The following is a 23,556-nucleotide window of genomic DNA, read 5'->3' as shown; positions in this document are numbered from 1 at the left end:
CGGTGCGGTCGGTCAGGCGGTGCGGTCGGTCAGGCGATCTGCTGCAGTCGGATCATATTGCCTGCCGGATCGCGGAAGGCGCAGTCCCGGATGCCGTAGGGCTGATCGATCGGCTCCTGCACGACATCCGCTCCCCTCCCCTCGATCTCCGCGAAGGCCGCGTCGACGTCGGGGGTGGACAGCACGATGCCGCCGAAGCTGCCCTTGGCCATCAGCTCGAGGATGGTGGCGCGCTCGTCCTCGCTGATGCCGGGATCCACCGCAGGCGGGGTGAGCACGATGGCGGTGTCGGGCTGCCCCTCGGGCCCGACAGTGATCCAGCGCATCCGCCCGCCTCCGACGTCCATGCGGATCTCGAAGCCCAGGACGTCGCGGTAGAAGACGGCGGACGCCTCGGCATCCAGGTGCGGAATGAAGCTGGCGTGGATGGTGATGTTCATGCCATTGACGCTACTGATCGGCATCCGGGCGCGCTTCTCGATTCCTGATCGGTCTCAGCGCCTGCTTCTCCAGGAAGGTCGGGATGCCGGGACCGTGACCGTGGTCGGCACGGTACGCGCTCGGCGGCATCCCCACGAGCTCGGCGAATCGCGTGCTGAACGTGCCCAGCGACGAGAACCCCACCTGGAAGCACACATCGGTGACGGACAGGTCGCCCCGGCGCAGCAGCGCCATCGCGCGCTCGATGCGCCGAGTCATGAGATAGGAGTAAGGCGACTCCCCGAAGACCTGCTTGAACCGCCGGCTCAGATGCCCCGCCGACATATGCGCTCCGCGCGCCAGTGCCTCGACATCCAACGGCTGCGCGTAGTCGCGGTCGATGCGGTCGCGAACGCGGCGCAGGGTGACGAGCTCACCGAGGCGCTCCTCGGCGTGCGTCTGGTTCTGATCCACCTGTCGATGGTTGCACGAGTTAGCATGACGGCAGTGCCCACAGGTAATGCTCAGAACGGGAGATCTCATGTCTGACGTGTCATCCGAGGAGAGGGGCTTCTTCTCCGCTGTCCGCACCACGCTCGCCGTCTCGGGCGTCATCACCCTCATCGCCGGGATCGTGCTGCTGGTATGGCCGATCAAGTCCGCCTTCATCGTGACGGCGATCTTCGCGAGCTATCTCATCATCGGCGGCCTCGTGTACCTCGCGCTCTCCGTCTTCTCCAAGGAGAAGACCGGCTGGTCCCGCCTCGGCCATGCGCTGCTGGGCCTGCTGTACATCGTCGCCGGCGTCATCGCGTTCTCGAACCTCGCGGCGACCACCGTCTCGCTCGCGCTGATCGTCGGCATCTTCATCGGCATCTCCTGGATCGTCGACGGCGTCGTGTCGCTGAGCCTTCTCAGCGTTTCGAAGTCCAAGGGCCTGACGGTGGTCTACGCCATCCTCAGCCTCATCGCCGGAGTCCTGGTGCTGTTCGCTCCGCTGTTCCTCGCCGCAGTGCTGTGGACGGTCCTCGGCATCTCGCTGGTCGTGCTCGGCATCCTGCAGATCGTCCGCGCGATCACTCTCAAGAAGGATGCCGCAGCTCTGGCCGATGCGGTCCAGGCCGGCTGAGCACAGCATCCGCACGCACGAAGTCCCCGTCCAGCGGACGGGGACTTCGTGCGCGACAGTGGGACTACTCGGCGGCGAAGTCCGAGGTGTCCCCCACGAGCCTGGTGTTGTCCGCGGGAACCGGGTCCAGCGCCGCCTGCGCGATCTCCGCGGCGAACTCCGCGACGTTGTACAGCTTGCCGGCCGACTCACGGCGCTCGGCGATGGCCTCGGGGTTCAACCGGTTCAGCAGTGTGGCCGTGATCGTGCCCTCGATCATGTCGCCGGAGACCACCGTGAACCCGATGCCCTTCTCGGCGAGGCCGGGGATGAGTTCGCGCAGGGCGTCCTCGCCGGCCCGCTTGGAGCGCGCCACCGGCTCGTACTCCGGCATGGTGGGCGTGGTGCGGATGAAATGCGCCTGGTGGCTGGTGACGAACACCACGCGCGATCCGTCGCCCAGCAGCGGCTCGGCGGCCCGCAGCACGCCGACCTGCGCATCGCGGTTGAGCTTCAGCGCGTAGTCCTCGGCCATGCCGGACTCCATGCCTCCGGAGGCGTTCAGAACCAGGATGTCCAGGCGGCCGAACTCCTCGCGCACCTGCGCGAACATCCCGTCGACGGACTCCGGGTCGGTGAGGTCCGCACCCACGACCAGCACGCGCCGGCCCAGCTCGCGCAGCTGCGCCGCGAGCTTCTCTGCGCGGGATGCCTTATTGCGGTAGTTGATGACGACGTCCGCGCCGGCCTCGGCGAAGTAGCGGACGGTGTCGGCGCCGATGCCACGGGACGATCCGGTGACGAGCGCCACCTTGCCGTCGAGGGATCCGGCCGGAAGGACCTGGGTCATTTCTGACTCCTCGTGATGCGCGGGAAATCGCCCGTACGGCGACCTCCCAACCCTATAACCTGCGTGATAGGTTGACCGCAGGAGGGCGCATGGACTTCATCGCGGGTATCGAGCAGTGGGCCTGGATCGGCTGGCTGGTCCTGATCGCCCTGTTCCTGGTCATCGAGATGATGACCCTGGACTTCACCTTCCTGATGCTGTCCTTCGGCAGCGTGCTGGGCCTGGTGTCCGACCTGGTGGGCCTGCCCGTCTGGGCCCAGGTCATCATCGCCGCCGCCGCAGCCGCACTGTTCATCTTCTTCCTGCGACCGCCGCTGCTGCACAGGCTGCGGCGCGGCGAGGATCCCACCCCCTCCAACGTCGCCGCACTCATCGACCTGCGCGGCACCGCGATCCAGGACGTCACCAAGGTCTCCGGCCAGGTCAAGCTCAGCAACGGCGACACCTGGACCGCACGCAGTCTCGACGGCACGCCGATCATCCAGGGCAGCCGCGTGGCCGTCTCGGAGATCAGCGGCGCCACCGCCATCGTCCGCCCCGTCACCGAATAGGAGCACTGATGAGCGACTCCTCGTTCATTCCCAGCGCGATCGCATGGATCCTCGCGATCGCGGTCATCATCTTCGTGCTGGTCACGATCGCCCGGTCCATCCGGATCATCCCGCAGGCCACCGCGGGGATCGTCGAGCGCCTCGGGCGCTATCACAAGACCCTCGAGCCCGGACTGAACCTGCTGGTGCCGTTCATCGACCGCCTGCGACCGCTCATCGACATGCGCGAGCAGGTCGTCTCGTTCCCGCCGCAGCCGGTGATCACCGAGGACAACCTCGTCGTCTCGATCGACACGGTCGTCTACTTCCAGGTGACGGATGCCAGGGCCGCGACCTATGAGATCGCGAACTACCTGGGTGCCGTCGAGCAGCTCACGACCACGACCCTGCGCAACGTGGTCGGCGGTCTGAACCTCGAAGAGGCGCTGACCAGCCGCGACGAGATCAACGGCCAACTGCGCGTGGTCCTCGACGAGGCCACCGGCAAGTGGGGCATCCGCGTCTCGCGCGTGGAGCTGAAGGCCATCGACCCGCCGGTGTCCATCCAGGACTCCATGGAGAAGCAGATGCGCGCGGAGCGCGATCGCCGCGCCGCGATCCTGACCGCCGAGGGCTCCAAGCAGTCGCAGATCCTCGAGGCCGAGGGTCAGCGGCAGGCGGCCATCCTCATGGCCGAGGGTGACAAGCAGGCCGCGGTCCTGCGCGCGCAGGGTGAGGCGGAGGCCATCCAGAACGTGTTCGCGTCGATTCACGAAGGCCGTCCGGATGACAAGCTGCTGGCCTACCAGTACCTGCAGATCCTTCCGAAGATCAGCGAGAGCGCATCCAGCAAGCTGTGGATCATCCCCAGCGAGCTCACCGAGGCGCTGAAGACCATCGGAGCGGGCTTCATGCCGCGTCCCGGCAACGGGACCGACGGCTCGCAGCCCGGCGCGTGACGCACCCGTACCTCGCCGGCGCCCGGCACCCTCGAGTCCTCGCCCACCGCGGATTGACCGCGGCCGGCGAGGACTCGTCGCTGTGGGAGAACACCGCCGGAGCATTCGCCGCCGCGCACGCCGCGGGTGCCGAGTACATCGAATCCGACTGCCAGGTCACGGCCGACGGCGACGTGGTGCTGTTCCACGACTCCACGCTCGAGCGGCTCACCGGCGACCCGCGTGCCGTCTCGGAGGTGAGCACACGCGAACTGACCGCGCTGTTCGCCGAGCACGGCGGCCTGATGACCGTCACAGAGGCCCTGGATGCCTTCCCCGACACCCGCTTCAACATCGACGTGAAGACCGCGGCCGCCGCCGTGCCCGTCGGCGCGATGATCGCCCCGCACGCGCACCGCGTGCTGCTCACGAGCTTCTCGGAGTCGAATCGACGAGCGGCACTGGCATCCGTCATGCGGGCCGGCGCGAGCATCCGTCCCGCCACCTCCGGGGGAAGCGCGATCATCCTCCGGCTGAGAGCGCTGTCGGCGCTGCGCCTCTCCCCCGCGCGCGTACTCGCCGGCATCGACGCCGTGCAGATCCCCGAGCGGCATCGCGGCATCCGGATCGTCACGCCCGCGCTGATCCGCGCAGCGCATGAGTGCGGCACCGAGGTGCATGTGTGGACCGTCAACGACCCCGACGACATGGCTCGGCTCGTCGCCGCAGGTGTCGACGGGATCGTCACCGACCGGGCCGACCTCGCGCTCGCCGTGCTCTGAGATCGCAGCGCCGGAACGCCCTGGGATTCCCCTGTGAGTTCCGCCGGGATGCCGGGACTGTGGATGAAGCGCACAGGCGCGACCGTTATACCTGACAGCGACGAGAGGACCACACAATGGCAGATCGCAGCCTTCGCGGCATCCGGTTGGGTGCCCAGAGCCTTCAGAGTGAAGAGGGCGTCGTGTTCATGGAGCGCCGCGCCACCACCTACAAGTGCGAGACGTGCGGCCACGAGACCACGCTGATGTTCTCCGCCGAGGCGGAGCCGCCGCAGACCTGGGAGTGCCGCAGCTGCGGCGCCGAGGCCGTGCTGCAGGTCGACGGAGCTTCCGTGAAGCTCGAGGAGACCGATGGGAAGGCGGCTCGCACGCACTGGGACATGCTCCTGGAGCGCCGCACGATCAAGGAGCTCGAGGAGCTTCTCGAGGATCGACTCGCCTTCATCCGCGCGCGCCGCGGTGCGGGCGACGACCCGACGCGGGAGCGCATCGGGGCCTGATTCAGCGTCGCCGCCGCGCCATCGCGCCGGCGGCGACCAGTGCTCCGAGGCCGAAGACCACCAGCGCCAGCTGGATCCACGGCCCCAGCAGCACACCAGCCGTGAGGCCGGAACGCAGTTCGACATCCTCGAGCAGCGCTCCGGCCTCATCTGCGTTCAGCGTCGCTGTCGTGCTGCCGTCCGGCCGCATGATCTGGCTGGTGCCCACCGTGGAGATGTTCACGACGCTGCGCCCGGTCTCGATCGCACGCATCCGCGCGAACGCCAGCTGCTGCAGGTTCTCGTCGGTGCCGCGGAAGTCGGCGTTGTTGGTCTGGAACACCAGCACCTGCGCGCCGTCCTGGATGCCTTCGCGGATGACCTCGTCGTAGATCACGTCGAAGCAGATCGCGAGCCCCACCCCCACGTCGCCGACCTTCACGTAGGGCGGATTGGTACCAGGCGTGTACTCCCTGCCGATCAGCCCGATCAGATCGGGTGCCAGGGCATTGAAGAACGCGCGGTCGGGCACGTACTCGCCGAACGGCACCGGATGCCGCTTGTCGCTGAGCTGCGTGGCCGTGCCCTCGTCCGTCCACAGGAACGAGGTGTTGAAGATGTCCTTCCCGCGTTCTGTGGCGGTGTTGGCCAGCAGCGGGGCATCCAGCCAGGAGACCACCCGGGTCAGGCGGCGGGCCGTCAACGCATCCTGGAACGGATCGTAGTCGACACCGCCCTCCGGCCAGACGACCAGGTCGGCCTTCTCGCCCTCCAGCGGTTCGGTGGCCTTCAGCTGTGCGTCGATCACGCTGTACTGCTCGCGGGTGTCGAAGTAACCGGTGGGTCCATTGCCCTGCACGGCCGCGATGCGCATGCTGCCGGAATGCGTCGTCGGGAACTGCGGCAGCAGGAGCAGCACCAGCGCGGTGACCACCGGGAGCACCAACACCGCAGGACGACGCCAGAATCGCAGCCGCACGGCCTCCGCCAGCAGCGCTACCACGAGCACCAGCAGGAAGCTCAGCCCGCTGACGCCGATCCATGACGACACCTGCGCGAACGGCCCGTCGGCCTGCGTCATGCCCAGCCGAGCCCAGGGGAACCCGCCGTACGGCCAGTTGCCGAGGAACAGCTCGTGCACGGTCCACAGCGCCGCCACGACCACCGGCAGCAGCACCGGCCTCGCGCGAGGCCAGGCGCGCGGAACCCAGCGGTGCGCCAGGGACACCAGCAGCAGTGCCACCCCGGTCAGCACGCCCTCCACGACCGTCAGGGCGATCCAGGGCACAGGGCCGAGGTAACGGGCCGTCCACGACACCAGCAGCGAGAAGAAGGCGATGCCGTACACGCTGCCCACCAACAGCGCCGACCACACGCGCCGACCGTCCAGGCAGACCAGCATCATGGCGATCGCGACCAGCGCCAGCGGCCAGATCCCGAACGAGGGGAAGGCGAGGCTCATCAGGAGACCGGCCACGGCGGACATCCAGACGGCGATCCACAGCGGCACCGGCGGGCGCACCGATGCCGGTGAGTGCTTCTTCCCCACGGCGCTCACACCCCCGCGTAGGCGACGATGCCGCGTCGCACGCCGTCGAGCGCCCGTCGCGCGGTGCGTGCGAGCTCGCCGTCCTCGGCGACGATCGACAGCTGGTCCAGCAGGTCGATGGTCTGCTTGGCCCAGCGCACGAAGTCGCCTGCGGCCATGTCGGCATCGATGAGCACGCGATCCAGAGAGCCGCCTCTCGCCCAGGCGTGCATCGCGGCGGCAAGGCCCGGAGCCAGCGGCTCGGTACGGGGCAGGGAGTAGTCGTGCTCGAGGTCGTCGAGGTCGGCCCACAGTTTCGTCGTGGCGTCGTAGGCGATCCGGAACGCGCCGCGGGGCAGCCCCCGCTCCCCCGCGTTCTGCTCGTCGCGCCGCGGCTCGTAGACCAGGCAGCACGCCATGGCCGCCAGCGAGGGAGCATCCAGATTGCGCCACAGTCCGAGTCGCAGGGACTCGGCCACCAGCAGGTCCCGCTCGCCGTAGATGCGCTTCATGGTGCTGCCCGCCTCGGTCAGCACGACCCGGTCACCGTCGCCCTCGAGGTACTCGACCGTGCGCAGCACGTCGATCACACGGTCGAAGGTCCGCGCGACCGAACCGGTGCGGTTCTCGATCTGACGGCGGATGCGGTCGGTGTCGCGCTTCAGGCTGAAATAGCGCTCCGCCCAGCGAGCGTGCGCTTCGCGATCCGGGCATCCGTGGCAGGGATGCCGTTGCATGCGCGTGCGCAGCGACTGGATCTTCTTCATCCGCTTGTCGCGCGCCGCGCGCGGGCCCGCGGCATCCCGCCGGTTCTTCTTCTCGAGGTCGCTGAGCTCTCGCCGGATGGCGGCGTACTCCATGAAGTCGCCGTGCTCGCAGGTCATGGCCTTCTCATAGCCCGCCAGCGACCCCTCGGCATCCTTGACCTTGCGGGCGAGCCCCACGACGGCCCGGTCGGCCTGGAACTGCGCGAAGGACGATTCCAGGATCTCGCGCGCACGCGCGCGCCCGAAGCGGTCGATGAGGTTGACCGCCATGTTGTACGTGGGGCGGAAGCTGGAGTTCAGCGGGTAGGTGCGGCGGGATGCCAGGGCTGCGACGGCCTGCGGGTCCATGCCCTGGGTCCACTGCACGACGGCGTGCCCCTCGACGTCGATGCCGCGGCGGCCGGCACGCCCGGTGAGCTGCGTGTACTCGCCGGAGGTGATGGCCACGCGCGCTTCGCCGTTGAACTTCTCCATCTTCTCCAGCACCACGGTGCGGGCGGGCATGTTGATGCCCAGCGCCAGCGTCTCGGTGGCGAAGACCGCCTTCACCAGCTTGCGCTGGAAGAGCTCCTCGACCACCTCCTTGAACGCCGGCAGAAGACCCGCATGGTGCGCGGCGACACCGCGTTCGAGGTTGTCGCGCCACTCCCAGAAGCCCAGGACATCGAGATCCTCGTCCTGCAGCGAGCGGGTGCGGTCGTTCACGATCTCGCGGATCTCGGTCCGCTCCTCGTGCGTGGTGAGTCGGATGCCGGCGCGCCGGATCTGCTGCACCGCGGCGTCGCAGCCCACACGGCTGAAGATGAAGAAGATGGCCGGGAGCAGGCTGGAGCGCTCCAGCAGTCGCACGACCTCGGCGCGGTCCATCCGCTCGATGCGGTGCATGTTGCCGTTGCGCACCGGGCGCCTCCCACCGCGCGGCGGCCGCTTGGCCTCCCTGCCGGCATGCCGGCTGCCGCGGTACTCCTGCGCACGGCGGTTGCTCTCATAGCGAGGCCCGCCGGCCGAGCGGATGCGGAACAGCTCCTGGTTGACCTGCGCGGTGGCGAAGCCGGCACGGTCGTCGAACAGCGGCAGCAGGTCGTCGCGCACGAGCACGTGCTGCTCCAGCGGCACCGGGCGGATCTCCGACACGATCACGTCGGTGTCCCCGCGCACGGTGTCCAGCCAGTCGCCGAACTCCTCGGCGTTGGAGACCGTGGCGCTCAGCGAGATGAGGCGCACATCCTGCGCGAGATGCAGGATGACCTCCTCCCACACCGCACCGCGGAAGCGGTCGGCCAGATAGTGGACCTCGTCCATGACGACGTAGCGCAGGCCGCGGAGCGCGTCCGACCCGGCGTACAGCATGTTGCGCAGCACCTCGGTGGTCATCACCACGATGCGGGCATTGCCGTTGATGTTGGTGTCACCGGTGAGCAGGCCGACCTCGTCCGCGCCGTAGACGTCGACCAGCTCGCGGAACTTCTGGTTCGACAGCGCCTTCATGGGCGTCGTGTAGAACGCCTTGTCGTTCGCCGTCTGCATGGCGAGGTGGATGGCGAACTCGCCCACGATGGTCTTGCCCGCGCCGGTGGGAGCGGCCACCAGCACGCTTCGACCGCGTTCCAGAGCCTGGCACGCCTCCACCTGGAACGGATCCAGTTCGAAGCGCTGGGCCGCGGCGAAGGCTGTGGTCTGCGGATGCTGCGATGCCAGTTGCGCGGCCGCGTAGCGGTCGGACGGCGAGCTCATACGGCGTCTGCGTCGGGGTCGAGGCCTTCGGAGACCTGTCGCTTGCGCTTGCGACGATCGAAGAACAGCGACAGGAACGCCGCGGCGAAGTACAGCACGATGAGGATGCCGCCCAGCAGGAACATCGAGCCGATGTCGGCGGCCGGCGTGGCGATCGCGGCGAACAGCGCGGCGACGAGGACCGCGACGCGCCAGCCCTTGACCATGGCCTTGCCGGTCATGATCCCCGCGAGGTTCAGAGCCACCATGAAGACCGGCAGCACGAAGGATATCCCGATGACCAGCACGAACTTGAGGATGAAGTCGTAGTAGTAGTCGGAGTCGAGGAAGTTCTTGCCGACATCCGGGACGAAGTTGCTCATGACCTCGATGACGTGAGGTGCGACGAGGACGGCGACGTAGCCGCCGGCGAAGAACAGCGGGATGGCCGCGCACACGAACCCGATCGTGTACTTGATCTCCTTCTTCGTGAGCCCGGGCATGATGAACGCCCAGATCTGCCACAGCCACACCGGTGCGGACAGCAGCAGGCCGATGGACATCGCCATGCGCAGGCGCAGATTGAAACCCGAGGAGATCTTGGCGAAGACCAGTTCCGCGAAGTGCGCTCCGCGCTGCGCGTTGATGGCGTTGATCGGCTCCGTGAGGAAATTGATCACCGGCGTGGTGACGATGGCCGCGATGACCATGCCGATGACGAAACCGATCACCGCGATGATCAGGCGCCGACGAGCCTCACGAAGGTGCTCACCGAGCGACATCCGCCGATCGTGGCTTCCCTCGGAAGGCGCGTCGACGCTCAGTTCCGTCACGGCCTACGAGGCGCGAGGTGGCGTGTCCTGGTCGGCAGGACGCTCAGGCGCGGAGGATGCTGCGGTGCCGGTCTGCGTCGATGCCGAGCCGTCGGCGGGCGTCTCGGCCGCACCGTCTTCCTTCATCGCCTTCATCTCGCCCTTGAACACGCGGGCGGACTGTCCGAGACTCTTCGCCAGAGCAGGCAGCTTCGCCGCGCCGAACAGCAGCAGGATGATGATCAGGATGATCCACAGGTGCGGCCCTGCGAAAAGATTGCCCATGGAGTTCTCCTCTAGTGGGTCTGGGTTGGTTCAGTCTACCCGTGCAGAACGGGACTCGGGGACGTTGTACAGGTCGAGCGCGGCGGATGCCCAGTCACGCGTGGCGACGTGCGCCACCGACGGCTCCAGCACCTCGAGCGCACCCCCGAACCGGCCGGCGATCCGCTTGATGCCCCGGGGGTCCGCCATGCTCAGACGAACCGTGACCACCCCATCCGCCCGATCGATCTCCTCGTGCGGGAACGCGCCCAGCAGCGACAGCAGGCGCTCGGGCAGCCGCACCGTCACGTGACCGACATCCGTCGCTCCCCCGAAGGAAGCGGAGACAGGTGCGTCGCCGTGCGTGATCGGGATCTCCGTCAGGCGAGCCTCGCTGACCCGGTCGAGGTGGAAGGTGCGCATGGCCTGCCGGAGGTGGCACCACCCCTGCAGGTACCACTGCCCGTCTGCCATCAGGATCTGACGTGGGTCCACGGTCCGCGTCGTGGGTGCGGCATCCGGCGCCTGATAGCGGAACGCGACCGCCACGCCGTCGTGCAGGGCGCGCGAGACGACCTGCTGCACCTCGGTGACGTCGACGGGCGCGACCAGCAGGTCAAGCGGGGCATCCGAAGATCCTCGCGACAGCTTGGCCATCAGCCCGTGCACGAGGCCCGAATCGGCCACAGCCGGCACGGCAGCCACCAGCTGCAGCCCCGCCAGCAGGGCAGCGGCCTCGCGCGCGGTGAACCGCGGCACCCGGCGCAACGCGACATCGTTGGTGATCTCGATCACACCGTGTTGTTCGAGCAGATCCCAGTCGATGTCGAACATCTCCTGGGGCAGCTGCCAGTAGCCGGAGTCGCCGGGCAGACCGATCACCGTGAGCTTCTCCACCATCGCGCGCATCTGCGCAGTGGTCACTCCGAACTCGGCGGCCGCCTCTTCGAGAGTGACCTGGCCGCGCTCGAGCAGGTAGGGCACGAGCGTGAGGTAGAGGCGGACGCGGTCCGCCGCCAGCAGCGGTGCGGAGCTCATGATGCCTCGACCCCTCCCCCGTGCGCGGCGACGATGGCCCGCAGCCGCTCGATCACGGCATGCCGCAGGTCGGCGGGCTCGACCACCCGCACCTCCGGACCGTAGGTGGCGAGCTCGTCGGCGAAGATGTGCTTGTCGACGTAGGGCACGAGGATCCCCTGCACGGCCGGCGCGCCGCGCCTGCTCAGCCGCAGCGCGGCCTCGGTACCGGGAGTGATCTCCAGCAGCGCATGCTGCGATGCGGCGACCGCTGCGAGCCCGGCCAGGGCGCGCTCGGCCGCGCCGTCGCGCAGCGCGGAGTCGAACGTCTGACCCGTCACCTTCACGTCTCCGACGATCCGGCTGAGCAGGAAGGTGCGCTCGCCGTCGGCATCCAGGTCGATGCCGAACAGATGCCACCGTGCCTCGTACTCGACCTGCGCGAGCGGGCGCACGCGGCGGCGGGTCGGTGCGTCCTCGCCGGGCTTGAGGTATTCGAACACGACCACACGGTTGCGCTCGATGCCCTCCTGCAGGGCGGGGAACGCCGCGTCGCGGACGGCGATCCGCGGCGCGAAGCCGATGATCGGCTCGTCGCCGTCGATGCCCAGTGCGCGGATCTTGCGCACCCCCGACTGCGCGTCCGCCGACACGGATTCGCTGCTCCACACGCTGCCCGCCAGGCGCAGCACGGCGAGCTCCGCATCCGAGAACTCGATGTCCGCCGGCAGGTCGTACTCCGTCTGCGGGATGCGGTAGCGCGCCTCGCGCAGATCCTGCGGGTCGAGCGGATCCCCGATGGTCTCCACCGGCATCCCGAGCGCGCGCAGCTCGTCCTTGTCGCGCTCGAACATCTTCTCCAGCGAGTCGGGCTTGGCACCCGCCTCGATCCGCTGACGGTAGCCGGAGACGTTGTCGAGGATCTGCTGCTTGGTCAGGCCGATCTCCGTGGCCATCAGCGCCACGACGAGATTCGTCAGGCGCTCCTCCGCGGGGATCTGTGCCGGCGTCACTTGCCCGTCAACTCCGGGGGAACGATGCCGAGCACGTCGACCACGTAGACCGTCGCATCGCCGGACTTGCCGGGGACGACGACCATCAGCTGCGATCCGACGGTGGCCTTCTGCACCTGGGCCATGACCTCCTTGGGGAGCGTCGTCGTGTCGGTCACCACGCCCTTCGTCCAGGACGAGTCGATCTCCTTGCGATCGGCCCAGCCGACCGACGTGTACTGGAACATCGCGAGACCGTCGCCGACCTTCGCGCCCTCGCCCCTGATCAGCGTCTGCGTGACGGTCTTGGTCGGAGCCGCGCCGTCGGGGATGATGATGCCGGGCTGTCCGCCCGGCGCCCGCACGACGCTGGGCAGCCCCTGGGCATCGTTGAACACGTCAGTGCCGGTGGCCTTGGGCAGCAGGACCTCCTGCAGATCGATGATGCCGACCAGGCTGTCGTCACCGCTCATGCCCACCTGATCGGCGAGGCCCTGCGGGAGGCTCTTGGCGGGAACGGCGAAGGCGATGCGGCTGCCCTGGGTCGCGCACTGGAGGGCGTCGCCGAGGCCCGCGAACTGCTGGTCGAGGTTCTTCGGCGACCAGACTCCGGCGCCGTTCTGCAGCACCTGGCCGGTGGCGCCGTTGAGGAACGTGATCGTTCCGACCGCATTCTGCTCGGATTCGGTGACGGCCAGCCCGTGACCCGTGATGAGGTCGTCCGAGAGGATCTTCGAGGTGCGCACCGGCGTGGTGAGCGAGACCTTCGCCGCGCCCAGATCACCGGTGACCTTCATCGCATTCGTCAGCAGCGCCGAGTCGCCGCGCTCGCATCCCGCACTGGACCCCGGCGCGGTGGAGCACCCGGTCAGGGCGATGGCGGACAGGGCGAGGGCCGAGATGGCTGCGGTCGTTTTACGCACGCGCCCCAGTCTATTCCGATGCCGCGTCCCCCTCGCGCGACGTGGCCGCTTCCCGGGCACCGGCGGCGGCCTTCTGCGCGTCTCGCACCCGCTTGCGCAGGTTCTTGTCCGTGATCTCGCGATCGCCGACCGCTCCGGGGGTCCACAGCTCGACGTCGGCATCCGTGTAACTGGTCTTGGACGCGCGGCGGCGCACCTCGGGAGGCACCGCACCGGGCGCCAGTCGGCGCGCGGTGATGAGGAAACCGGTGTGCGCGACCATCCGGTGATCCGGCCGCACGGCCAGGCCCTCGACGTGCCAGCCGCGCACCATCGTCTCGGACGCGTCCGGCTCAGTGAACAGACCCGTCGCACGCAGGTACTCCGCGACGCGCGAGAGCTGGGTGGCCGTCGCGACATAGCAGATCACCACGCCGCCCGCGGTGAGCGCATCGGCCACGACGTCCAGACACTCCCAGGGTGCCAGCATGTCCAGCACCGCTCTGTCGACGGTACCGGGCTCGAACTGCGCGGGCAGCTGCTCTGCGAGATCGCCCACCACCACGTTCCAGCTGTCGGGGACTTCGCCGAAGAAGGTCTCCACGTTGGCCTTCGCCACGTCGGCGAAGTCCTCCCGGCGCTCGAAAGAGGTCAGGCGCCCGTCCGGGCCGATCGCGCGCAGCAGTGCGAGCGAGAGCGCTCCCGACCCGACACCGGCCTCGACGACGACCGCGCCGGGGAAGACGTCGGCCTGCATCACGATCTGCGCGGAGTCCTTGGGATAAACGATCGCGGCTCCCCGCGGCATCGACATGGCGAAGTCGCGCAGCAGAGGCCGCAGCGCGAGGTAGTCGTGTCCGAGGCTGTTCACGACGACGGAGCCGTCGGGACTGCCGACGAGCTCGCTGTGCCTGAGAACCCCGTGCTGCGTGTGCAGTTCGCCGCCGTCGCGGAGCGTGATGGTGTGCATCCGCCCCTTGGAATCGGTCAGCTGCACTCGGTCGCCGACGCGGAACGGTCCACTGGGTCGCTGGGCGGTCATCGGGTGACCTCCTTCGCGAGGCGCGCATGCAGATCGATGATGTCCGTGGCCGTGCGGCCCGCCAGAGTCGGCCACAGGTCGTGCGCATCGGCGTCGTCCAGCGAGACGATGTGGGGCACGCCCAGGACGACCGCCCCGGCGGCGCGGCCGGCGGCGATGCCCGTCGGCGAGTCCTCGATCACCACGGCGTCCGCGATGTCGACGCTCAGCAGCTCCGCCGCGCGCAGATAGGCGTCCGGGAACGGCTTCGGACGCGCCACGTCGTCGCCGGCGACGACGAGGTCGAACGCGGCGAAGTCGATGAGATCCACCACCTCCATCGCCATCCGCCGCATGGACATGGTGACCAGGGCAGTGCGGATGCCGGCGGCGCGGAGGTCCGCGAGCAGTTCGCGTGCACCCGGGCGGAAGGGCACCCCGTCGGTGCGCAGACGGTGGGCCACGGCATCGGTGAGGTGGTCCACGATGGCCTGGGCCTCCATGTCGACGCCGTACCGCTGGAGCACGAGCGCACTGTCGATCAGGCCGTTGCCGACCAGCTGCAGCGCGTCCTCATGCGTCCAGGTCCCGCCGTACGACTCCACCAGCAGCGTCTCCACGTGCATCCAGTACGGCTCGGTGTCGACGAGTGTTCCGTCCATGTCCCACAGGACTGCGCTGGGCTTCATGCTCACCCGACCATGCTAGCCGGGACGCCGACGCGGGCACCGTCCCGGGCGCTAGCCTGGAGGGATGACCTCGCGGCATCCGCTCGCGGGCGCACAGGAAGGGGAACGGTGGACGTTCTCGGCTCACGAATCATCGTCGCCGCTTTCGACGGCTGGAACGACGCCGGCGAGGCCGCCAGCGGCGCCATCAGCGCGCTCCGAGATGCCGGCGATTACGAGGCGGTGCACGCGGTCGACCCCGAGCTGTATTTCGACTACCAGTACACGCGTCCGTCCTCGCGCGTGGATGCCGAGGGTCGCCGGATCCTGAAATGGCCGGATGCCACGCTGTGGCGGCCGCTGAACGCCGCAGAGGGCCCAGAGCTCTGGCTGCTGACAGGGTCGGAGCCCGCGCGTGCCTGGCAGGCCTTCGCCACCGAGTTCATCGATGTGGCGCTGCGCGAGGACATCACCGGATTCATCACGATCGGGGCGATGCTCTCGGACGTGCCGCACACCCGGCCGATCTCGATTTTCGCGGCGAGCCAGAACGATCGCATGCGCGCCGCGCACGGGCTGGAGAAATCGACCTACGAGGGCCCCGTCGGCATTCTCAGCGTGTTCGAGCACTTCGCGGAGCAGGCGGGCATCCCCACCGCCAGTCTGTGGGCCAGCGTCCCGCACTACGTGGCCACCGCCGCGCCCTCGCCCAAGGCAACGCTGGCCCTGCTGGACCGGCTCGAGGAGCTGACCGGCGTGGGCCCGGCCAGGGAGCACCTGCGCACCGAGGCCGCGGCCTGGGAGGCGTCCATCGACGCAGCCGCCGCGGACGACGAGGACATGACCGAGTACATCCGCCAGCTGGAGCGCACGCGCGACACCTGGGACTCCCCCGACGCCTCCGGCGACGCCATCGCGCAGGCCTTCGAGCGCTACCTGCGCCGCCGCGGCGACGGTCCGGACAAGAAGTAGGTCAGCGCGGCGAGAGCACGCCCATCGACAGCAGCACGATCAGTGCAGCGCCGAGCAGCACGCGGTAGATCACGAACGGCAGGAAGCTGCGCTTCGAGATCCAGTTCATGAAGAACGCGATCACGCCCAGTGCGACCACGAACGCGATGCCGGTGGCGGCGAAGGTCTCACCCAGGCTGAAGTACTGCCCGGCATCCCGCCCGTGCTTGAACAACTGGTAGAAGCCGCTGCCGAAGACCGCCGGGATGGCCAGCAGGAACGCGTAGCGCGCTGCCGCTTCGCGGGAGTAGCCGAGGAGCAGCCCCATGGTGATCGTGCCGCCGGACCGGGACACGCCCGGCACCAGGGCGAAGGCCTGCGCCACGCCGTAGGCGATGCCGTGCGGGTAGGTGAGCTCGTCGAGCTTGCGACGCTTCGCACCGACGTAGTCGGCGATGCCCAGCAGCAGGCCGAAGCCGATCAGCATGATCGCGACGATCCACAGCGACCGCAGCGTGGTCTCGATCTTGTCCTGGAACAGGAGTCCGAGGACGACGATGGGGATGCTGCCGATGATGATCAGCCAGCCCATCTTCGCGTCGGGGTCGTTGCGGGGCGCCTTGCCGGTGAGCGAGCGGAACCACTGCCCGATGATGCGCACGATGTCGCGCCAGAAGAACACGACCACGGCGGCCTCGGTGCCGATCTGGGTGATGGCGGTGAAGGCAGCTCCCGGGTCCTCGCCCGAGGGCAGCAGCGCGCCCACGATGCGCAGGTGCGCACTGGAGGAGATCGGCAGGAACTCCGTGAGTCCCTGGATGACGCCGAGGAAGAGCGCTTCGAGCAGGTTCATGCGGTGCTTTCTGAGAGTGTGGAGCGGACCTGCGTCGGCGTCGGATGACTGTCAGCAGGTGCTCAGCAGATCGGCCAGCACGCGCTGGCCGAAGACAAGTGATTCTATCGGGACGCGCTCGTCGACTCCGTGGAACATCCCCGTGAAGTCCAGATCGGCCGGCAGCCGCAGCGGGGCGAACCCGTAGCCGGTGATGCCGATCGAGGCCAGCGCCTTGTTGTCCGTGCCCGCGCCCAGCAGGTACGGAATGACCGGAACACCGGGATCGTGCCGGCCGAGCAAGGACACCATGGCGTCCACCAGGTCCCCTTCGAACGGCGTCTCCATGCCGATGTCGCGCACGACCGTCTCGATTCCGATGCCGTCGCCCGCGATGCGCTGCAGCTCGGCCAGCACGTCGTCCTCCGTGCCGGGGATCACGCGCACATCGATGATCGCCTCGGCCGTCCCGGGGATGACGTTGTGCTTGTAGCCCGCGTTCAGCATCGTCGGGTTGGCCGTGGTGCGGAACGTGGAGCGCAGGAAGGCTTCGGCGGGGCCGGCGGCTGCGGCCAGGGCATCCGGGTCATCGACAGGACGGCCGGTGAGGTCGCCGAGGCCCTGCAGCAGCGCCCGTGTGGTGGGCGTGAGCCGGATGGGCCAGCGCGTGCGGCCGATGGCCGCCACGGCCTCGGAGAGCCGGGTGATGGCGTTGTCCTCGTGGTATCGGCTGCCGTGCCCCGCACGCCCCTTCGCGACCAGTCTCAGCCACATCAGGGCCTTCTCCCCCACCTGCAGCAGGTAGGCGCGGTGGTCGTCCACGGTGATCGAGTAGCCGCCGACCTCGCTGATGGCCTCGGTGGCGCCCGCGAACCACTCCGGCCGGTCCCGGACCACCAGAGTCGAGCCCTCGACGCCGCCGTTCTCCTCGTCGGCGAAGAATGTCAGGATCAGGTCGCGCTCGGGCTGCCTGCCCGACCTCTGCAGGTCGGCGACCGCGGTCAGGATCATGGCGTCCATGTTCTTCATGTCCACGGCGCCGCGGCCCCACAGCATCCCGTCGCGGACGACGCCCTCGAACGGGTCGACGCTCCAGTCCTCCGCCATGGCCGGGACCACGTCCAGGTGGCCGTGCACGACCAGTGCGGGCCGATCGGGATTGCGACCGGGCACCCGCGCGATGACATTGGTGCGCCGCGGGACGGGTTCGTAGAACTCGGGCTTCAGACCGAGCGATGCCAGCTTGTCGCCGACGTACTCGGCGGCCTCGCGCTCGCCGTTGGCCCTGCCACCCCCGTAGTTGGAGGTGTCGATGCGGATCAGGTCGCGCGCGATCCGCGCGACCTCGGGCAGGGACTCATCGGACATGACTCCAGGCTATCGACACGACGAAGGCCCCGGATCTCGGATCCGGGGCCTTCGTCGTTCTGTGCGCGAGGGGGGACTTGAACCCCCACGCCCTATGCGGGCACTAGCACCTCAAGCTAGCGCGTCTACCTATTCCGCCACCCGCGCAGAGTGTTGGATGATCGTTGCCGACCGAAGAATGACTCTAGCACGGCGTGGAGTGCGCCACGAACCGCCCTGCGCCCCGGGCGTGGCATGCCTTGCGATCAGACCGCACCGCCTCCGAACACCAGGCCCAGCACGTACGTGATGGCGGCGGCGCCGAAGCCGATCACCAGCTGCCGCAGCGCGCGCTTCAGCGGTGGGCCGCCGGACAGGATGCCGACCATGGCGCCCGTGCTCAGCAGGGCGATGCCCACGAGGATCAGGGCCACGACGATGGCGGTGATGCCGGTGAGGCCGAAGATCCAGGGCAGCACGGGCACGATGGCACCGGAGGCGAAGAGGAGGAAGCTGGAGATGGCGGCGGTCCAGTCGCTGCCGACGATCTCGTGATCGTCGGGAACGCCGATCGGGCCGGTGGCCGTACGGCGGATGCCCGCCTGCGCGGCTCGCACCACGCGGCCCGCGCGCGCCAGCGACTCGGCCTCGCTCATGCCGCGGGCGCGGTAGACCAGCGCCAACTCGTTGGCGTCTATGTCCAGGTCGCCGGCGGTCTCGTCCGCGTCGGTGCTCTCCTCGGTGGCCGCCAGCAGCTCGCGCTGCGACCGGACCGAGACGAACTCCCCGGCGCCCATCGAGAGCGCGCCGGCCAGGAGACCCGCGATGCCGCTGAACAGCACGAGCCCGGAGCTGACCCCGGTCGCGCCGATCCCGAGCACCAGGGCGAGATTGGAGACCAGGCCGTCGTTCGCGCCGAACACGGCCGCGCGGAAGGACCCCGACAGTCGTCGACGACCCCGGGCGGCGAGTCCGCGGACCACCTCGTGATGCACCTTCTCGTCGGCGCGCATAGCGGGCGTGGCGAACTTCTCCGCATCGTAGGGCGATCTCGCCTCGGCGCTCTGCGCGAGCGCGAGCACGAAGATCGAGCCGAACCGGCCGGCCATCCAGCCCAGCATCCGGGAGCGCAGACCCGCCTTCGGCAGCTTCGCGGGCTCCTCACCGCCCAACAGGTCGAGCCAGTGCTGCTCGTGCCTCTTCTCGGCCTCGGCGAGAGAGAGCAGGATGTCGCGCTCCTCTCCCCCGCGACGCGCGGCGAGACGCGAGTACACGGCTCCCTCTGCGCGTTCCTCGACCAGATAGCGAGCCCACTGCCTGCGGTCCGCAGCAGTGTGATGGGCGGGGGTCGTCATGCATCCTCCGTGAGTAGATCAACGTCCAACGCTATCGAGAGCGCGCGCTCAAACCCGCGTCAGAACGCGGATTGACAGGATTTCGGATGCCCTAACGGGAGCCCGGGTCAGGCGCGGACGCGCTTGCGAAGCAGGTCGATGCGCGCCTGCAGCTGCGCGACCGTGGCCTGTGCCACAGCAGGTCCGCCGCACAGTCGGCGCAGCTCGGCGTGCACGGCGCCGTGCGGCTCGCCGCTCTGGCGGGCGTAGAGCCCGACCAGGCTGTTCAGCAGCTGCCGCTGCTCGCGCAGCGTGCGGTGCAGAGGCGCGGGGAGCGTGGTGGTCGCGGTGGGCGTGGCGGCTTCCCGGGCCTGGCGGAGCTTGGACTGCCTGGCCTGGCGCTGCATGAGCAGCTCGTGCACGTGCTCGGGCTCGAGGAGCCCTGGGAACCCGATGAACTCCTCCTCCTCGGGCGTGCCGGGTTCGGCGAGCTGGCCGAACTCCTGGCCTTCGAACACGACGCGGTCGAAGTGCGCCAGCGATGAGATGGCCTTGTAGCTGAATTCCTGAGTGAGGGCGTCGGAGGCCTCCTCCTCGCGGTTGGCGGCATCCAGCAGCGAGTCCTCGAGACCGTCCTCGTCCTTGCCCTGCCGATCCAGCGCGTGATCGCGCTGCTTCTCCAGCTCGTTCGCAAGGGTCATCAGCACGGGCACGTTGGGCAGGAACACACTGGCGGCCTCGCCGCGGCGCCTGGCACGGACGAAGCGCCCGATGGCCTGTGCGAAGAACAGCGGAGTCGACGATGAGGTGGCGTACACCCCGACCGCCAGCCGCGGCACGTCCACGCCTTCGGACACCATGCGCACGGCCACCATCCACCGGCGTGTGCTGCCGCTGAACCTGTCGATGCGCTCGGATGCCGACGCGTCGTCGGAGAGCACGACGGTGGCCTGCTCCCCCGTCAGACTGTGCAGGATCTTCGCATAGGCGCGGGCCACGGTCTGATCCGTCGCCAGCACCAGCCCGCCGGCATCCGGGATGTGGTGGCGGATCTCGGTGAGCCGACGGTCGGCCGCAGAGAGCACTGCAGGCATCCACTCCCCCTCCGGGTCCAGCGCCGTGCGCCAGGCCTGCGAGGTGACGTCCTTGGTGTTGTCCTGTCCGAGGTGCGCCTCGAGCTCGTCTCCCGCGCTGGTGCGCCACCGCATCTTGCCGGAGTACATGTGGAACAGCACCGGGCGGACCACACCGTCGGCCAGGGCGCGGCCGTAGCCGTAGCTGTAGTCGGTGCTGGAGACGCGGGCGCCCGACTCGTCGGGCAGGTACTCGACGAACGGGATGGGTGCGGTGTCGCTGCGGAACGGCGTGCCCGAGAGCAGCAGCCGGCGCTTGGCGGGGGCGTAGGCATCGCGGATGGCATCGCCCCAGCTGAGCGCGTCACCGCCGTGGTGCACCTCGTCGAGGATGACCAGGGTGTTCGCATTCTCGGTGAGGTGACGGTGCACGCTGGAGCGCGCGGCGACCTGCGCATAGGTGACGACCACGCCGTGGTACTGGCGGGACGGCGCCCAGTGACTGTTGCGGAAGCGGGGGTCCAGACGGATGCTGACACGCGCCGCCGCGTCGGCCCACTGCGTCTTCAGGTGCTCGGTGGGAGCGACGACGATGATGCGGTTCACCTCTCCCATGCGCATCAGTTCGACGGCCAGCGTCAGGGCGAAAGTCGTCTTGCCCGCGCCGGGGGTCGCCGCCACGAGGAAGTCGCGCTTGTCGGCCAGGTTGTACGCCTCCAGCGCCTCGCGCTGCCATGCCCTCAGCTTGTCCGCCGTCCCCCACGGGGCGCGCTGGGGGAAGGACGGAGAGAGCATCGGTTCAACGATAATCCAGCCTGCCGACATCGGCCGGCGTCCGAGCGCAGATCCGCGAGTAGGCTCTCTCAGGCGCCCGCACCCCGGGCACCCGGAATGCCGAAGGAGAACCCGATGGTCGACCAGGAATCGTCCCGCACCCCGTTCGTGGTCAACGAGGGCCCGCACCCGTGGCGCCGGTTCGTGGCCGTGGGCGACTCCTTCACCGAGGGCGTCGGCGATCCCGCTCCCGACCTGCCCGGCGGGCTGCGCGGCTGGGCCGACCGCGTCGCCGAGGTGCTCGCGCAGGACGTCGACGACTTCGCCTACGCGAACCTGGCCGTGCGCGGCAAGCTCATCGCGCAGATCGTGGCCGACCAGATCGAGCCGGCCATCGCGCTGAACCCCGACCTGATCTCGATCTGCGCCGGAGGCAACGACGTCATCCGACCGGGAACCGACCCTGACGAGATCGCCGTGCAGCTGGAGGATGCCGTGGCCAGACTCTCCTCGACGGGCGCCGCGGTGGTGCTCTTCACCGGCATCGACACGGCATTCACGCCGGTGTTCCGGCCGTTCCGCGGCAAGGTCGCGATCTACAACGAGAACGTGCGCGCCATCGCGGATCGTCACGACTGCATCGTCGCCGACCAGTGGTCGCTGAAGGTCGTGCAGGACTCGCGGTTCTTCGACGACGACCGGCTGCACTACAACGCACTGGGGCACCACGAGGTGGCTCGCATGGTGCTTCGCGCCCTGAACGTGCCCAACGACCTGCAGGCCATGCAGCCGGATCCGATCCCGCAGCGCACCTGGCGCGAGGCCCGTCGCGAGGACATCGGCTGGGCTCGCGAGCACCTGGCGCCGTGGGTGCTGCGCCGACTGCGCCACCAGTCCTCAGGCGATCACATCGAGGCGAAGCGCCCGATCCCCGCGCCGGTGCGCGCACCCGGGCCGGATGCCTGACGGGCCGCGTCACCGGGACGTCGAAGGTTACGGCAGACGCGACCGCGACGTTCGGCGCGACGACGCCGCCTGGCATCGGGATGGTGTGCGGCGGCTCAGCATCCGATCCGTCTCCAGCGATGCCCCATGACCGGATGGCATAATCCGGCGGATGTTGGGGTCAAGGCAGGTGGGGCACGCGCTCGGTGGGGTACTCGTCGTGGCTCTGCTCGCAATGACACTCACCGCATGCAGCACGTCTTCTCTACGGATCATCACGAACACGCAGCCCGAACCCAGCGGCATGGAAGCGCTGCTCGTCGCGAGCCTTGAATCCGGGGACGATGGCTGCGTCTTTGCACGAACCGCCGGTGGCATCGTCGCACTCGTCTGGCCAGCCGGTTACTCCGTCAGCGGGGACCCGGATTCATTCACCGTGCACGATTCCGAAGGCGTCCCGGTGGCCAGCTCTGGAGTCGATGTCAGCATCGGCGGAGGAAGCATCGGCGGGTTGAATGACGATTGGAGCAACAAGGACTGCGGCGCGGATGATCTCTGGGTGGTCGGACAGATCTCCACGCCCGCAGGCGAACAATAGCCATCTCCGCTTCGGTGAGCCTCGGCACAGTCAGGACTCAGGCCGCTCCCGTTACCTCGTCATGTAGAACGCAATAGCCGCAGCCGACGCGACGTTGAGCGAGTCGACACCACTCATCATCGGAATCGTCACCCGCCGATCGAGCACGGCATCCGTCTCGGGCGACAGCCCGGGCCCCTCGGTGCCGAACACGAACGCAATCCGGTCGTGAGCTTCAGCAACGAATTCATCGAGGGCGACGGCGCCCTCCCCCAGCGTCATGCCCGCGACGACGAAGTCGGCATCCTGCAGTTCGCGGATGCCGTCGGGCCAGCTCTCCAGTCGCGTCCACGGCACCTGGAACACCGTGCCCATCGACACCCGCACGGAGCGGCGGTACAGCGGGTCCGCGCAGCGCGGGGTGACCAGCACGGCATCCAGCCCGAGGGCCGCGGCCGAGCGGAACACGGCGCCGACGTTGGTGTGATCGGCGAGGCCCTCCAGCACGGCGATGCGGGCGCGCGCGGGCACGACTCGCAGCAGCTCGGCGACGGCAGGCAGCGACGGACGGTGCATGGCGGCCAGCGGTCCGCGGTGGATCGCGAAACCCGTGACCTGCTCGGCGACGTCGGCGGGCGCGACGTACACCGGAGCATCCGCGTCACCGAGCGCGTCGGCGACGGCATCCAGCCACTTCTCCTGCGTCAGCACCGACCGCGGCCGATGTCCGGCCTGGACGGCGCGCGTGATCACCTTCGCGGACTCGGCCATGTACAGCCCTCCGGCGGGCTCGTGCACGCGACGCAGGGCGACATCGGTGAGCGAACGGTAGTCGTCCAGACGAGGATCGGATGCCGTGGAGATCGGGATGACGCGCATGGTTCAACTCTGGCAGGGCGACGCTTCACTTCGACTCACTGCGTCCGCTCAGT

The 23,556-nt window shown here is 68.9% G+C and carries 25 protein-coding genes and 1 tRNA gene; 8 read left to right on the top strand and 18 right to left on the bottom strand.

Annotated elements, in window-relative coordinates; translation table 11 throughout:
* Positions 1 to 29: 29 nt before the first annotated feature.
* Together Q0568_RS07475 and Q0568_RS07470 are read right to left on the bottom strand one after the other, a co-directional pair.
* Positions 30 to 440 carry a VOC family protein gene (locus Q0568_RS07475; RefSeq protein WP_298864707.1) on the bottom strand — a complete coding sequence of 137 codons (411 nt, stop codon included), beginning with the start codon at positions 438 to 440 and terminating at the stop codon, positions 30 to 32.
* Positions 441 to 450: 10 nt separating this feature from the next.
* On the bottom strand, positions 451 to 894 hold the full coding sequence (locus Q0568_RS07470; protein ID WP_298864704.1) for a helix-turn-helix transcriptional regulator: 444 nt from the start codon (positions 892 to 894) through the stop codon (positions 451 to 453).
* 67 nt (positions 895 to 961) lie between these two features.
* Here Q0568_RS07470 and Q0568_RS07465 point away from each other — a divergent pair, with 67 nt between their 5' ends.
* A complete protein-coding gene (locus Q0568_RS07465; protein ID WP_298864701.1) occupies positions 962 to 1,549 on the top strand; it encodes an HdeD family acid-resistance protein in 588 nt (195 codons plus the stop codon).
* A 64-nt stretch (positions 1,550 to 1,613) separates the two neighbouring features.
* On the opposite strand, the gene Q0568_RS07460 is transcribed toward Q0568_RS07465, so the two are convergent.
* Positions 1,614 to 2,378 carry an SDR family oxidoreductase gene (locus tag Q0568_RS07460; RefSeq protein WP_298864698.1) on the bottom strand — a complete coding sequence of 255 codons (765 nt, stop codon included), beginning with the start codon at positions 2,376 to 2,378 and terminating at the stop codon, positions 1,614 to 1,616.
* An 89-nt stretch (positions 2,379 to 2,467) separates the two neighbouring features.
* On the opposite strand from Q0568_RS07460, the gene Q0568_RS07455 reads away from it, so the two are divergent.
* The 4 genes from Q0568_RS07455 (at position 2,468) to Q0568_RS07440 (ending at position 5,128) form a co-directional block, all read left to right on the top strand.
* Positions 2,468 to 2,929 carry an NfeD family protein gene (locus Q0568_RS07455; RefSeq protein ID WP_298864695.1) on the top strand — a complete coding sequence of 154 codons (462 nt, stop codon included), beginning with the start codon at positions 2,468 to 2,470 and terminating at the stop codon, positions 2,927 to 2,929.
* Between the two features lie 8 nt (positions 2,930 to 2,937).
* The gene (locus tag Q0568_RS07450) at positions 2,938 to 3,867 is read left to right on the top strand and encodes an SPFH domain-containing protein (RefSeq protein WP_298864692.1); all 930 of its coding nucleotides are present in this window, start codon (positions 2,938 to 2,940) and stop codon (positions 3,865 to 3,867) included.
* On the top strand, positions 3,864 to 4,628 hold the full coding sequence (locus tag Q0568_RS07445) for a glycerophosphodiester phosphodiesterase family protein (protein WP_298864689.1): 765 nt from the start codon (positions 3,864 to 3,866) through the stop codon (positions 4,626 to 4,628). Before Q0568_RS07450 ends, Q0568_RS07445 begins: the two co-directional genes overlap by 4 nt.
* A 116-nt stretch (positions 4,629 to 4,744) precedes the next feature.
* Complete coding sequence (locus Q0568_RS07440) at positions 4,745 to 5,128, top strand: RNA polymerase-binding protein RbpA (protein ID WP_298864686.1); 384 nt, start codon at positions 4,745 to 4,747, stop codon at positions 5,126 to 5,128.
* Position 5,129: 1 nt separating this feature from the next.
* Here the strand turns inward: Q0568_RS07440 and lnt are convergent, their stop codons facing one another.
* Genes lnt through Q0568_RS07395 form a run of 9 tightly spaced genes read right to left on the bottom strand, consistent with a single transcriptional unit; the run spans position 5,130 to position 14,812 of the window.
* On the bottom strand, positions 5,130 to 6,665 hold the full coding sequence (lnt, locus tag Q0568_RS07435; protein ID WP_298864683.1) for an apolipoprotein N-acyltransferase: 1,536 nt from the start codon (positions 6,663 to 6,665) through the stop codon (positions 5,130 to 5,132).
* Positions 6,662 to 9,136, bottom strand: coding sequence for a DEAD/DEAH box helicase (locus tag Q0568_RS07430; protein WP_298864678.1), 2,475 nt, complete (start codon positions 9,134 to 9,136; stop codon positions 6,662 to 6,664). The genes lnt and Q0568_RS07430 overlap by 4 nt, the downstream gene beginning before the upstream one ends.
* A complete protein-coding gene (tatC, locus tag Q0568_RS07425; protein ID WP_298864675.1) occupies positions 9,133 to 9,897 on the bottom strand; it encodes a twin-arginine translocase subunit TatC in 765 nt (254 codons plus the stop codon). The genes Q0568_RS07430 and tatC overlap by 4 nt, the downstream gene beginning before the upstream one ends.
* A gap of 54 nt (positions 9,898 to 9,951) precedes the next feature.
* Positions 9,952 to 10,212, bottom strand: a complete 261-nt coding sequence (locus Q0568_RS07420) for a twin-arginine translocase TatA/TatE family subunit (RefSeq protein WP_298864672.1) — start codon at positions 10,210 to 10,212, stop codon at positions 9,952 to 9,954.
* A 30-nt stretch (positions 10,213 to 10,242) separates the two neighbouring features.
* Positions 10,243 to 11,229, bottom strand: coding sequence for a YafY family protein (locus tag Q0568_RS07415; protein WP_298864668.1), 987 nt, complete (start codon positions 11,227 to 11,229; stop codon positions 10,243 to 10,245).
* The gene (locus Q0568_RS07410) at positions 11,226 to 12,164 is read right to left on the bottom strand and encodes a WYL domain-containing protein (RefSeq protein ID WP_298865250.1); all 939 of its coding nucleotides are present in this window, start codon (positions 12,162 to 12,164) and stop codon (positions 11,226 to 11,228) included. Before Q0568_RS07410 ends, Q0568_RS07415 begins: the two co-directional genes overlap by 4 nt.
* A 53-nt stretch (positions 12,165 to 12,217) precedes the next feature.
* The gene (locus tag Q0568_RS07405; protein WP_298864665.1) at positions 12,218 to 13,123 is read right to left on the bottom strand and encodes a peptidylprolyl isomerase; all 906 of its coding nucleotides are present in this window, start codon (positions 13,121 to 13,123) and stop codon (positions 12,218 to 12,220) included.
* Positions 13,124 to 13,133: 10 nt separating this feature from the next.
* The gene (locus tag Q0568_RS07400) at positions 13,134 to 14,144 is read right to left on the bottom strand and encodes a tRNA (adenine-N1)-methyltransferase (protein WP_298864662.1); all 1,011 of its coding nucleotides are present in this window, start codon (positions 14,142 to 14,144) and stop codon (positions 13,134 to 13,136) included.
* A complete protein-coding gene (locus tag Q0568_RS07395) occupies positions 14,141 to 14,812 on the bottom strand; it encodes an HAD family phosphatase (protein WP_298865247.1) in 672 nt (223 codons plus the stop codon). Before Q0568_RS07395 ends, Q0568_RS07400 begins: the two co-directional genes overlap by 4 nt.
* Positions 14,813 to 14,920: 108 nt before the next feature.
* Between Q0568_RS07395 and Q0568_RS07390 the strand changes: the two genes are divergently transcribed.
* Complete coding sequence (locus Q0568_RS07390; protein ID WP_298864659.1) at positions 14,921 to 15,763, top strand: PAC2 family protein; 843 nt, start codon at positions 14,921 to 14,923, stop codon at positions 15,761 to 15,763.
* Position 15,764: 1 nt separating this feature from the next.
* On the opposite strand, the gene Q0568_RS07385 is transcribed toward Q0568_RS07390, so the two are convergent.
* The 5 genes from Q0568_RS07385 to Q0568_RS07365 form a co-directional block, all read right to left on the bottom strand.
* The gene (locus tag Q0568_RS07385) at positions 15,765 to 16,595 is read right to left on the bottom strand and encodes an undecaprenyl-diphosphate phosphatase (RefSeq protein ID WP_298864656.1); all 831 of its coding nucleotides are present in this window, start codon (positions 16,593 to 16,595) and stop codon (positions 15,765 to 15,767) included.
* Positions 16,596 to 16,646: 51 nt separating this feature from the next.
* A complete protein-coding gene (locus Q0568_RS07380) occupies positions 16,647 to 17,942 on the bottom strand; it encodes a M20/M25/M40 family metallo-hydrolase (RefSeq protein WP_298864654.1) in 1,296 nt (431 codons plus the stop codon).
* A 62-nt stretch (positions 17,943 to 18,004) separates the two neighbouring features.
* Positions 18,005 to 18,089, bottom strand: a tRNA-Leu gene (locus tag Q0568_RS07375).
* 98 nt (positions 18,090 to 18,187) lie between these two features.
* The gene (locus tag Q0568_RS07370) at positions 18,188 to 19,276 is read right to left on the bottom strand and encodes a VIT1/CCC1 family protein (RefSeq protein WP_298864651.1); all 1,089 of its coding nucleotides are present in this window, start codon (positions 19,274 to 19,276) and stop codon (positions 18,188 to 18,190) included.
* A gap of 107 nt (positions 19,277 to 19,383) precedes the next feature.
* The gene (locus tag Q0568_RS07365; RefSeq protein ID WP_298864648.1) at positions 19,384 to 21,123 is read right to left on the bottom strand and encodes a DEAD/DEAH box helicase; all 1,740 of its coding nucleotides are present in this window, start codon (positions 21,121 to 21,123) and stop codon (positions 19,384 to 19,386) included.
* Positions 21,124 to 21,237: 114 nt separating this feature from the next.
* On the opposite strand from Q0568_RS07365, the gene Q0568_RS07360 reads away from it, so the two are divergent.
* Both Q0568_RS07360 and Q0568_RS07355 read left to right on the top strand, forming a co-directional pair.
* A complete protein-coding gene (locus Q0568_RS07360; RefSeq protein WP_298864645.1) occupies positions 21,238 to 22,068 on the top strand; it encodes an SGNH/GDSL hydrolase family protein in 831 nt (276 codons plus the stop codon).
* Between the two features lie 199 nt (positions 22,069 to 22,267).
* The gene (locus Q0568_RS07355) at positions 22,268 to 22,645 is read left to right on the top strand and encodes a hypothetical protein (protein WP_298864642.1); all 378 of its coding nucleotides are present in this window, start codon (positions 22,268 to 22,270) and stop codon (positions 22,643 to 22,645) included.
* Between the two features lie 51 nt (positions 22,646 to 22,696).
* Here the strand turns inward: Q0568_RS07355 and Q0568_RS07350 are convergent, their stop codons facing one another.
* A complete protein-coding gene (locus Q0568_RS07350) occupies positions 22,697 to 23,503 on the bottom strand; it encodes an RNA methyltransferase (RefSeq protein WP_298864639.1) in 807 nt (268 codons plus the stop codon).
* Positions 23,504 to 23,556: the final 53 nt, after the last annotated feature.

The organism is uncultured Microbacterium sp., from assembly GCF_937927635.1.
Taxonomy (GTDB): Bacteria; Actinomycetota; Actinomycetes; order Actinomycetales; family Microbacteriaceae; genus Microbacterium.
This window is presented reverse-complemented; position numbering and strand designations above follow the sequence as displayed.